General features: G+C 32.7%; 11 protein-coding genes. 9 read left to right on the forward strand and 2 right to left on the reverse strand.

Annotated elements, in window-relative coordinates; all coding sequences use genetic code 11:
- Positions 1–225 precede the first annotated feature (225 nt).
- From D1816_RS12130 to D1816_RS12145, 4 genes are all read left to right on the forward strand, one after another.
- Positions 226–2,721, forward strand: a complete 2,496-nt coding sequence (locus D1816_RS12130; RefSeq protein WP_118503161.1) for a DUF5686 and carboxypeptidase-like regulatory domain-containing protein — start codon at positions 226–228, stop codon at positions 2,719–2,721.
- A gap of 173 nt (positions 2,722–2,894) precedes the next feature.
- The gene (locus tag D1816_RS12135; protein ID WP_066316988.1) at positions 2,895–3,425 is read left to right on the forward strand and encodes an inorganic diphosphatase; all 531 of its coding nucleotides are present in this window, start codon (positions 2,895–2,897) and stop codon (positions 3,423–3,425) included.
- A gap of 111 nt (positions 3,426–3,536) precedes the next feature.
- Positions 3,537–5,906 carry a sodium-translocating pyrophosphatase gene (locus D1816_RS12140; protein ID WP_118503163.1) on the forward strand — a complete coding sequence of 790 codons (2,370 nt, stop codon included), beginning with the start codon at positions 3,537–3,539 and terminating at the stop codon, positions 5,904–5,906.
- Positions 5,907–5,988: 82 nt separating this feature from the next.
- Positions 5,989–6,990: an App1 family protein gene (locus D1816_RS12145; protein WP_233565314.1), complete on the forward strand. Its 1,002-nt coding sequence runs from the start codon at positions 5,989–5,991 to the stop codon at positions 6,988–6,990.
- 6 nt (positions 6,991–6,996) lie between these two features.
- Here D1816_RS12145 and D1816_RS12150 read toward each other — a convergent pair whose 3' ends face one another.
- Positions 6,997–7,764: a LexA family transcriptional regulator gene (locus D1816_RS12150; RefSeq protein WP_066316995.1), complete on the reverse strand. Its 768-nt coding sequence runs from the start codon at positions 7,762–7,764 to the stop codon at positions 6,997–6,999.
- 169 nt (positions 7,765–7,933) lie between these two features.
- Between D1816_RS12150 and D1816_RS12155 the strand changes: the two genes are divergently transcribed.
- From D1816_RS12155 to D1816_RS12170, 4 genes are all read left to right on the forward strand, one after another.
- Complete coding sequence (locus tag D1816_RS12155; protein ID WP_066316998.1) at positions 7,934–8,317, forward strand: endonuclease domain-containing protein; 384 nt, start codon at positions 7,934–7,936, stop codon at positions 8,315–8,317.
- Entirely contained in the window at positions 8,307–9,569 is a 1,263-nt protein-coding gene (locus D1816_RS12160; protein ID WP_118506252.1) for a putative DNA modification/repair radical SAM protein, read from the forward strand. The genes D1816_RS12155 and D1816_RS12160 overlap by 11 nt, the downstream gene beginning before the upstream one ends.
- An 8-nt stretch (positions 9,570–9,577) precedes the next feature.
- Entirely contained in the window at positions 9,578–10,351 is a 774-nt protein-coding gene (locus D1816_RS12165; RefSeq protein WP_118503168.1) for a TIGR03915 family putative DNA repair protein, read from the forward strand.
- A gap of 163 nt (positions 10,352–10,514) precedes the next feature.
- Entirely contained in the window at positions 10,515–10,898 is a 384-nt protein-coding gene (locus D1816_RS12170) for a hypothetical protein (protein WP_118503170.1), read from the forward strand.
- 77 nt (positions 10,899–10,975) lie between these two features.
- On the opposite strand, the gene D1816_RS12175 is transcribed toward D1816_RS12170, so the two are convergent.
- Complete coding sequence (locus D1816_RS12175) at positions 10,976–11,557, reverse strand: nitroreductase (protein WP_118503172.1); 582 nt, start codon at positions 11,555–11,557, stop codon at positions 10,976–10,978.
- 73 nt (positions 11,558–11,630) lie between these two features.
- Between D1816_RS12175 and D1816_RS12180 the strand changes: the two genes are divergently transcribed.
- Positions 11,631–12,335, forward strand: coding sequence for a methyltransferase domain-containing protein (locus D1816_RS12180; RefSeq protein WP_118503174.1), 705 nt, complete (start codon positions 11,631–11,633; stop codon positions 12,333–12,335).
- The last annotated feature ends 2 nt before the right edge of the window (positions 12,336–12,337 follow it).

Genomic DNA, 12,337 nt, shown 5'->3' on the forward strand with positions numbered 1-12,337 from the left:
GAAGCTTTAGTAATTTAATATGATTTGAGGTAGGGTTTTTATATAGTTATGTGTTATAGATAGGATAATAAAAACATTTAATTGATTTAACAAAATTGATGATGTATTGATTATGACAAATTATATAGTAATCGTATTTGATATTTAGTATCGTACATAAACTATACAAGATGTATTATTAATTAACATATGTTAGGTTAAACAATTATTATTTAAAAATATTAGATGAAATATTGGGTTTTAGGAGTTTTATATATTGCTTTTAGCAGCTCCTTACTTTTAGCACAAACTAAAGTTGGCGGCCAAGTATATGACAATTTCAACCAACCTATTCCATTTGCAAACATCGTTTTTGTAAACTCAACAGTAGGAACTATAACCGATGAGAATGGTAATTTCTACATGGAATCTGACGATACCTATACCAATCTAAAAGTTTCGTTTATCGGTTTTCAGACAAAAAATATAAAACTTACAAAACAAGTTACCTACAATATGAAAATCGTACTAGAAGAAGAAGCAGCTTCTCTAGACGAAGTTGTTATATATAAAGGTAAAACTTCAAAAAAAAATAACCCAGCTATCGATATCCTAAGAAAAATATGGGATAACAGAAGAGTAAATGGAGTTAAAAAATTTAAACAGTACAACTACGATAAATACGAAAAACTAGAATTCGACTTAAACACTATAGACAGTGCTCTTGTTAATAGTAGGATTTTTAATGGTATGGAATTTATCTTTGATGACGTTGATACTTCTAGGATAACTGGTAAAACCTATCTTCCTATTTTTCTTAATGAAGCCATATCAAAAGTGTATGGGGATAATGAAATCAACGAGACAAAAGAAATACTTAAAGGAAATAAAAATGCTGGTTTTAGTGATAACCAAACTTTAATCGCCTTTGTAAAGGATTTGTATTCTGACTATGATGTTTATGACAATTACCTTAAATTTTTTGACAAAAGTTTCACTAGCCCTTTGTCACGAACAGGTGTAAGTGTTTATAATTATGTCTTGACCGATAGTGCATACATAGGTAATAAATGGTGCTACAATATTTTATACTATCCCAGACGAAAAAACGAGCTCACATTCAAAGGTGATTTTTGGGTGAATGATACCACCTGGGCAATCAAAGAAATTAATCTCGAAGTAACAAAAAGTGCAAACATCAATTGGGTAAAGGATTTATATATAGAACAAGAGTTTGATGTATTAAACGATTCTGTATTTCTTATCACAAAAGATTATTTTCAATCTGATTTTTCTTTTAGCAAAAAAGAAAAATCAAGAGGAGTCTATGGTAAAAGAACAACACTATATGACAATTATAAATTTGACATAAAAAAAGACAGAAAGTTTTACCAAAGTCAAGTAGATCCTTATAATCAAGATATCTATAATAGAGAAGATTCTTTCTGGAAAAGTGCCAGAATGGAAAACCTAAACAAAGATGAACAAAAGGTATATAAATTATTAGACACGCTTCGCACCGTAAAAGCGTTTAAAAGACTCTACAATATAGGTACTATTTTAGCGACAGGATATGTAGAGTTTGATGGTTTTGACTTCGGTCCTTTGTTTTCTACAGTCGGATATAATGACATTGAAGGAGTTAGACTTAGAGCTGGTGGTAGAACATACTTTACATCTAATGATAGGTGGCGAATAGAAGGTTATGGGGCCTACGGATTTAAAGATCAAAAATTCAAATATGGTCTCTCAGGAAAGTACCTTGTTGACAGAAAATCAAGACTTATTGTTTCTGCAGGAAACAGAAGAGATGTCGAACAACTAGGTGCCAGTTTAACAAATACAAATAACGTAGAGGGTAGAAGTTTAGCCTCATCATCAATAATAGCAACAGGTGATAACGACAGGTTAACCTCTATAAATTTATCTGCATTTTCGATGCAAATTGAACCTCGAAAAAACTTAAACGTAGGATTAACTGGGTCTTATAGAGTACTTAAACCCGCCGATCGCTCTTTATTTAGTTTGGATTTTTTAAATCCAGAAACTAACGAACTAGAAAACCAAATCAAGCAAACAGAAATCGCCACCCAACTTGTATATACTCCAGGTAGAAAAACTACTGGGTATGGTGTAGATAGGGTTATTGTAAATGAAGGAGATTATGCTACATTATTTTTAAATTATAGTGTAGGAATCAAAGGTCTTATAGAAAGTGATTTTGATTATCAAAAAGTACAGTTTCTTTACCAACAACCATGGAATATTGGAGGCTTTGGAGTATTAAATAGCACCCTAGAAGTAGGTAAAACTTTTGGAGATGTTCCTCTTGGACTATTAAGCGTTATCCCAGCCAATCAAACGTATCTATCTATCTATAACACATTCCCTTTACTTAATTTTTATGAGTTTGTAACGGATACCTATGCAACATTACATCTTGAACATAATTTTAATGGCCGAATATTTTCTCGTATCCCCTTATTAAGAAAGTTAAACTTGAGAGAACTAGTAGGTGTGCGCGGAGCGTGGGGTGAATTATCAGAAGAAAATATATTACTAAGCGCCCCATCAAACGAACTCTTAGTAGCTCCTACCGACGAGATCTATTGGGAATACAGCGTGGGTGTTGGGAATATTTTTAAAATCTTTAGAATCGATTTCCATTTTAGAGGAAACTATTTTGATAATCCAGATGCTAGAAAATTTGGAGTTACAGGGTCTTTTGGTTTCTTTTTCTAAGTAGATAGCTTATCGTATATTTTTTATTTAGCCATTATTCTTATATCTCCGAAAACCTTATAGGTTAACTTACCATTAAAAAAAGGCAGAAATTCGAATTTTTATAAGGATAAATTTTAAGTAAACCCTTGTAATACCTATATTTGCCGCCCAATACAAAGAGAATTTAAATTATGAGCGCAGCGACTAGCGAAAGCTTTGATGTACTAATTGAAATCCCTAAAGGGAGTAGAAACAAGTACGAGTATGATTTTGACATAAAAAAAATACGATATGATCGTATGATATTTTCATCAATGATGTATCCAGCAGATTACGGTTTCATACCTGAAACACTTGCTTTAGACGGAGACCCTCTTGATGTTTTAGTATTAGTAACAGAACCAACATTTCCTGGTTGTGTAATAGAAGTAAAACCAATCGGAGTTTTTCATATGACCGATGAAAAAGGACCAGATGAAAAAATCATCTGTGTACCGGTTGCAGATCCAATTGCCAGTAAGCTTGCCGATCTAAAAGAAATGAACCCGCACCTAATAAAAGAAATCGAACACTTTTTCCAAGTATACAAAGATTTAGAAGAGAAAAAAGTTGATGTAGGTGGCTGGGGAAATATAGATGAAGCTAAAGAGATTATCAAAGCTTGTGTTAAACGTTTTGATGATCTTGCAGACAAACCAGAAGGATTGTTCAGTATTCATTAATACTATATACAAAAAATAAATAAAAGCGCAATATTTTCTTATTAATATTGCGCTTTTTCTTTTTGCTTTATTTTACTACATTTAGCGACTAATTAACTAAAAATATTTTTAATGGAAGCAAATATGATATATATGCCAATTGTTTTGGCAATACTCGGGCTAATTTATATGGTCATTAAAAAATCTTGGGTAATGAAACAAGATGCCGGTGATGGTAAAATGAAAGAAATTTCGGATCATATATATGAAGGTGCCTTGGCTTTCTTAAATGCCGAATATAAGTTGCTTGCAATATTTGTTGTCATCGTAAGTGTTTTATTGTTTATAGTTTCAATAGTTGTAGACACTACCCACTGGTTAATTGTTATTGCTTTTATTTTTGGTGCTGTATTTTCTGCTTATGCAGGAAACATTGGAATGAAAATTGCCACTAAAACCAATGTAAGAACTACACAAGCTGCACGTACTAGTTTACCGAATGCTCTTAAAATATCTTTTGGAGGAGGAACTGTAATGGGTCTTGGAGTTGCAGGATTGGCTGTACTTGGACTAACAGCTTTCTTTATAATCTTCTATCATGTATTTATGGGTGGAACCTGGGTATCTACCGATAAAATGACAATAGTATTAGAAACCCTAGCCGGTTTCTCTCTAGGAGCAGAATCTATTGCGTTATTTGCGCGTGTGGGTGGTGGTATTTATACCAAAGCTGCAGATGTAGGAGCCGACCTTGTAGGTAAGGTAGAAGCTGGTATCCCAGAAGATGATCCTCGTAACCCAGCAACAATAGCCGATAACGTAGGAGATAATGTAGGAGACGTTGCAGGTATGGGAGCAGATTTGTTTGGATCTTATGTAGCAACTGTTCTTGCCGCTATGGTACTAGGTAACTACGTCATAAAAGATATGGGTGGATCAATTACTGATGCCTTTGGAGGCATAGGTCCAATATTATTACCTATGGCAATAGCAGGTGTTGGTATTATTATCTCAGTAATAGGAACCATGTTGGTAAAGATTAAAAGTAATGATGCCAAAGAAACTCAAGTAATGGGAGCTCTTAATATAGGTAACTGGACATCAATAATACTTGTAGCCATAGCATGTTTTGCTTTGTGTACTTGGATGCTTCCTGAGACAATGAAAATGGAGTTTTTTGGTGAAGGTTTAGTCGAAATTTCTGCAATGCGCGTTTTCTACGCTACATTAGTTGGTTTAATAGTAGGTGCTGTAATATCTTCTGTAACCGAGTATTATACCGGTTTAGGTAAATCACCAATTCTCAAAATTGTTCAACAATCTAGCACTGGTGCAGGAACGAATATTATTGCTGGACTAGCTACTGGTATGATTTCAACATTTCCTTCTGTATTATTATTTGCAGGTGCTATTTGGGCATCTTATGCATTTGCAGGGTTTTATGGAGTAGCATTATCTGCCTCGGCAATGATGGCTACAACAGCAATGCAATTAGCAATTGACGCATTTGGTCCTATTTCTGATAATGCAGGTGGTATTGCAGAAATGAGTGAACAAGAACCTATTGTTAGAGAACGTACAGATATTTTAGATTCTGTAGGTAACACAACTGCAGCAACTGGAAAAGGATTTGCTATTGCTTCTGCAGCATTAACTTCGCTAGCATTATTTGCAGCATATGTAACTTTTACAGGAATTAACGGAATTAATATTTTTAAAGCACCAGTATTAGCAATGCTTTTTGTTGGAGGTATGGTGCCTGTAGTATTCTCTGCATTAGCAATGAATGCCGTTGGTAAAGCAGCTATGGAAATGGTTCAGGAAGTGCGCCGCCAGTTTAGAGATATTGCCGGAATAATGGAAGGTACCGGAAAACCTGAATATGACAAATGTGTAGCTATTTCTACTAAAGCTTCTTTAAAAGAAATGATGTTACCAGGACTATTAACTATTGGTTTTCCATTAGTTATAGCATTTGTACCATTATTATTTGGAATGAATAAACTAGCTATTGCTGAAATGTTAGGAGGTTATATGGCCGGAGTTACCGTAAGTGGTGTATTATGGGCTATTTTTCAAAATAATGCAGGTGGTGCATGGGATAATGCTAAAAAGTCCTTTGAAGCAGGTGTAGAAATTAACGGAGAAATGACATATAAAGGTTCTGACGCTCATAAAGCAGCAGTAACAGGAGATACTGTTGGTGATCCTTTTAAAGATACTTCTGGTCCATCAATGAATATTTTAATTAAACTAACATGTCTTATTGGTCTTGTTATTGCACCTATTCTAGGAGGTCATACTTCTGAAACTGCTGTAGCAAATGAACCTTCAGAAAAAAACATAGAGGTTAAAATGGAAATGAATAATGATATTGCCATTGCGACTGTCACTATTGAGACTTTAAACGATGGTAAAATACAACATGAAATTAAAGAATTTAAAGGTTCTGAAGCCAAAGTTAAAGCTGAAATTGAAGCTATTAAAGCTTCTTTAAAATAAAAAAACATAAAATTAAATCTAAGACCACCTCGCTCTTTGGGCGAGGTTGTTTATTTTTATAGTATAAAATTTATTTATTTTAATGTTCAAAAAAAAAGCTTTACGAATTAATACATATCGTGGTTATGGCACAAATACACGTTTTCGAGCTAGTGGAAGAGCACTCGAAGATGAAAATATAAATTTTAGCACAAATCAAAATGTTTTCAAAACATTAAAAAATATTTATAAACAATTAGAAAGCGACGAAATTCCAGAAATTACAATTGAACTAAAGCTATCTAATGGTAAATTATTTGAAGTACATACCGATAAAGAAGGGTATTACAATTTTGACATTTCTATTTCAGATCTTCATAAGTTAACAGATCAAGAAGGGTGGTTACCCTATATCGCGTCTTATAAAAAGAAATCCAGCTCTCGTAAGATAAGTAATCAAAATATTTTCCCTTGTTCAATGTTAATCCCATCTAAAGAAGCTGAATTCGGTATTATAAGTGATATCGATGACACTATCCTACATACAGGAGTAGCTTCAATATTTAAATGGAGAGTTCTTGCAAATACACTATTAAAAAACTTTGATAAACGAACTCCCATTGAAGGGACTGTTCATTTTTATAAAAAATTACATCTAGGAAAAAACAATAACCCAGTTAATCCGTTTTTTTATGTAAGTAATAGCCCTTGGAATCTATATGATTATCTAAATGCATTTTTTAGTAAAAATCACTTTCCTCAAGGTCCCATTTTACTTAGAGATTTTAGGACTCCTTTTGACAAAACACCAAAACCTAAAATGCCACATAAACAATCTGAAATATTAAATCTCTTAGAGATGTATTCAGACATGAAATTCATTCTAATTGGTGATAGCGGAGAAAAAGATGCTGATATTTATACCAAAATCGCCATAGAATATCCTAATCGAATTTTGGCTATTTACTTAAGAAGTGTTAATCATAAACGCAAAGAAAAAAGGATTCAAAAAATCATTAAATCTTTTAATACTACTCCTATTTTGCTAGTTCATAATTCTGAACAAGCGATTACGCACGCAAAAGAATCAGGTTTTATAGACTAATACTAACTAACTTCTTAAGCCTCGCACCTCTGATGTTAATGCCAGCATAGCTTCTTGTAATTGTTTCATACTAGCCGTATCAGGGTTTGCATCAATATTAAAACTTAATTTGCTATTAACTTCCCATAATTCAACTATTTGGTGCGCTTGAATTGTATAAGGCAAATACTCTGAATTTAGCGAAATAAGCGTTATCACAGAAGCATCTTCATTTTTCCTTATTTTTTTAACGACAACGCTGTCTTCTAAAACAACAACACAAATAGCATTACTACCTATTTCAGAAAGGTTATTAACTGCTTTTCCTATCACCCACTCTTTGGGTTCTAAAATAGGAATCATACTATCACCTTCAACCTGAAATCCTCTATAGGTAGCATTACGATATTCTGGTAAAGGAATGTCAAATGCTGGTAATTGCTGATACCAATCCAAGTCCTGAACATTATGAGGATATCCCGCTGCAGCTTTAACATTTACTAAAACAATATTTTCGTTATTCTCAGAATTTACTGTTACTACTTTGGGAGAAACATCTCCTAAATGCAATTGAATTTTCTTTTGATTACTATCGCCAAATAGCCATAAAGGGTTTACACTAAATTCTTCTAATAATCTGGCAACAACTTTTCCAGAAATTTTAGTCTTGCCTCTCTCAATATCTGCAGTTGAGTTTTTAATATTTAATATTTCAGCAAAATCAGATTGGGTAAAATGATTCTCTTCACGAATTTGTTTAAATCGCTTAATGGTTTGGTTAGTCAAATGATCCATAAACAAGGATTTTTAATTATTATCTCATACACGTAGAGCTTAAGAGTTTGGGATACTTATCAACAAAGATACAAGATTTTGGAATATTTCCAATTTTAACATAATTTTATTTTAATACTTATGGAATTTTTCCATAAATTTGGAAAAATTACAACTAAAACTACCATCTATGTCTTCTTCACTAATCCCTTTGCATCAAAAAGTATCAGAAAAAATTATCAAACACTCTTTAAATAATACTATTAAAACCGTTGATACTCTTGGTGCAAAATTAAGAGAGAAAGGATTTTGTTTTTTAAGAAATCAGACAGTAGGTCGTTATCATTTCAATTTTTATTGTCCCGAACTAAAGATAGCAATAGAAATTGATGGTTACGCTCACGAGTTTCACAATATACATAATCAGGATGCTCCTAAGAAACTTTATATCTCTTCGTTAGGAATTACCGTACTAAGATTTACAGACTATCAAGTATTAGTAGATATGGATGAAATTTTTAGAACACTTAAAAACCAAATACAGTGCTCAAAAAAAACATCCTATGTCGTTTGATAGAATTGAAGAGAAACTATCTATACTAGCCGATGCCGCTAAGTATGATGTTTCTTGTGCAAGTAGTGGTGGCAAACGCAAAAACCATAGTAAAGGCTTAGGTAATAATACGGGCATGGGGATTTGTCACAGTTATACCGAAGATGGCCGTTGTGTTTCTTTATTAAAAATCCTACTCACCAACCATTGTATTTTTGATTGTGCTTATTGTGTTACTAGGAAAAGTAATGATATTAAAAGAGCAGCTTTTAAAATTCAAGAGGTTGTAGATCTTACCATTAATTTTTATAGACGAAATTACATAGAAGGGTTATTCTTAAGTTCGGGAATATTTAAAAGCGCAGATTACACTATGGAACGTTTAGTTGCTGTTGCAAAAAAACTGCGTCTTGAAGAAAATTTTAATGGCTATATTCATCTTAAATCCATTCCGGGTGCGAGTGACGAACTTATGAGAGAAGCCGGCCTATATGCTGATCGGTTAAGTGTAAACATCGAAATTCCAACAATATCTGGATTACAATTGCTTGCTCCTGATAAAAAACATGAAGATTTCATAAAACCTATGGAAAAGGTGAAAAATGAAATAATCCAGTACAAAGCAGAAAAAAAAATCATCAAAAGTACTCCTAGATATGCACCCGCTGGTCAAAGTACTCAAATGATTATTGGTGCTACCGGAGAAAGTGATCGGGACATCATGTATTCTGCAACGTATTATTATAAAAAGTATCATATGCGCAGAGTATATTACTCTGGTTACATCCCGGTTCTTGAAGATAATCGTCTTCCTGCAATTGGCACCGAGGTTCCTATGTTAAGAGAAAACAGACTTTATCAAACAGATTGGCTACTGCGATTTTATGGGTTTTCGGTTTCAGAATTACTAAATGAATCTCACAAAAACCTAGAACTCGATATCGATCCCAAATTAAGCTGGGCACTACGCAACTTAAATTTATTTCCGATAGACATTAATACTGCCGATAAAAGGACACTTGCCAGAGTACCCGGAATAGGAATGACATCTGTTAATAAAATACTTCAAGCAAGAAAATTTAGAAATTTAGATTGGACACATTTAAAGGCAATAGGTATAGCTCTTAATAGAGCACAATATTTTATAACATGTAACTCTAAAGATTTTTATAAAAAGGAGCTCTCTGCGGTAATGTTAAAAAGTAAAATTTTAAAAAATGCCAATAGCAAATACAACAAATTTTTTAATCAACAGCTCAGTCTTTTTACATAATATCAATTATGCATCCACAAACAGTATTATTATATGATGGAAGTTTTGATGGATTTTTATCCTGTGTTTTTCTTGCCTATGAACAAAAATTAAAGCATCCAATTATTCGAAAACAATCTCAAACTCATCATGAACTTTTCACAATTACTGAATGTGTAATTACAGAAGAACAAAAAGCACGAAGAGTATGGAAAGGGTTTAGAAAAAAAGCAAATGCAACAGAAAGAAGAGATTTTTTCAAAGCATTTTTAAGCGAGATTAAAGGTGTAGAAAACACTTTGTTTCGTTATATGCAAAATACCTTTTCAAAAATTAATAATCCAAATATTGATTTCAGCAATAGTGATATTTTAAAAATTAGTCAAGTTGCACGAATGGTCCAACGAGAAAAACATCGTATGGAAGCTTTTGTTCGGTTTGAATTACTTAAAAATAATGTTTACGTAGCTACAATTTCACCTGATTTTAATGTTTTACCATTACTTACAGATCATTTTAAAGATCGATATGCAGATCAAAAATGGTTGATTTTTGATACTTCTAGAAAATATGGGATATTCTATGATTTGATCTCTGTCGAAATCATCACTTTTGAAAATTTTTCAAACATTGACTCTAAAATAATCAAGAAAAATCATGAAAATGAAGAAATCAATTTTCAAAAATTATGGCATACTTACTACAAAAACGTCAATATTGTATCTAGAAAAAACACAAAACTACATTTACAACATCTTCCTAAAAGATACTGGAAATATCTAACAGAGAAGACTATACACTAACGAATAACACTATACCAATGCATCAACCCAAAAGCTTTATTACGCTGTAAATATGACATATACAACTAAAAAGTGTGTATTTTTTCCCCATTTTAAATTTCAAATAGACGAAATAATGTGTTAACTTTAACGTTAAATAACCAATTAACTATATCTATTTATTATGAAAAAAGTATTTTTAGGAGCTTTGGCTCTAACGTTTATGCTATCTGTAACATCATGTAGAGAAACTGCTAAAAAAGCAGAAGACGCTGCTGCAGAGGCTGCTACAGAAGCTGTAGATGCCGCTGGTGAGGTTGCAAAAGAAGCAGCAACAGAAGCGGGTGAAGCAGTTGATGCTGCTACAGACGCTGCTGGTGAAGCAGTTGATGCTGCAAAAGATGCTGCTGGTGAAGCTGTAGACGCTGCAAAAGATGCTGCTGGTGAAGCTGTAGACGCTGCAAAAGATGCTGCTGGTAATGCAGTTGATGCTGCTACAGACGCTGCAAAAGATGGAGCAGAAAAAGCGGCAAATGCTGCAACTGATGCTCTTAAAAAGAAGCAGTAACAGTATTGTAATTAAAAATCAAAAGCCATCTCTTAATTGAGATGGCTTTTATATTTTAACAAGATGCGTACTATTGATTATTCATCTAACCAAATAGTTTTGTTTGCAATAGGTGTACGTTTTGAATTTGCATTTTCTTCTTTCTCATCATAATTCCCTAAGTAAAAAAAACCTAGACATCGCTCTCCCTCTTCAAAATCAAAAAAATCATCCAGATAATTTATTAACTTGGGACTACTCCAATAACACCCTATTTTATGAGCAGTACAAGTTAACCACATATTTTGCACCGCCATGGCTGTTGAAGCGATTTCTTCCCATTCTGGAATACGAGCTTTTGGATCACGTTGCATACATATAGCAACTATTGCACTGGCCGCTTTACAATTATTAAGTATTTTTTTATACTTAAATGGAGAAAAATCTTCATCAGGGGTAATATCCGTGTATGTATTTGACAAAAACACTCCTAGTCTATTCTTTGCATCTCCCTGAAGTACCTTAAACCTCCAAGGTTCTGTTAATCTATGAGTAGGCGCCCAATTTGCATTTTCTAATAACATTTCAATAAAAGCCTTAGAAACAGGCTTATCATTATATTGAGCAGGAAAAATTGACCTTCTTACTTTAATAATTTCATTAATATCTAGATTAGTCATATATTCTCTTTTTTTTGTAAAGTTATTACTATTATTAAGACTACATTATTTGTATTATTAATTTAACTTCACCTTGAATCTCGAAACTAGACTCCTTACCTCTGAACAGCTTGACAACTTATCATTGTCGGGAGTACCTCTGGAGAAAACTTTAGATAGTTTAAAACTGATAAATACTTTCCTTGGTAATCATATACAACTAAGTAGGGCGGTTATAAGACATTGTAAATCAAATAAAAACAAAAAGAGTTTTACTATTGTTGATTTAGGATGTGGTGGTGGAGACAGTGTAATTCATCTATCCAAAAAATTAAAAAAACACAACATCAACGCCTCTTTCATAGGGATTGACGGTAATCCTAAGAGTATTACTCATGCTAAAACGAAAAGCTTGAAATTAACCAATTTAGATTTTATTGTTGGAGACATTTTAGCTTCTAATTTTAAAATTCCCGATTGTGATATTTTGATAAGTAGTCATTTTATATATCATTTTAATGATCATGGACTCACATATTTTTTGAAAAAAATAAAAGATACAGATGTGGAACATATTATTTTTAGTGATTTATATCGAAGTCGTATCGCCTATTATCTCTTTAAAATAATAAGTCCTCTACTTCCTATTTCTGATATTGCCAAAAAAGATGGGTTAATTGCTATACAAAGAGCCTTTTCTTTACAAGAATTAAAAAATATTATTGAAGAAAGTGGTATTATAGACTTCAAAATTTCTAAAAAACCATTTTTCCGTACCATTACAAAAATAGATTTATAACT

It is taken from the genome of Aquimarina sp. AD10, from assembly GCF_003443715.1.
Classification (GTDB): domain Bacteria; phylum Bacteroidota; class Bacteroidia; order Flavobacteriales; family Flavobacteriaceae; genus Aquimarina; species Aquimarina aggregata.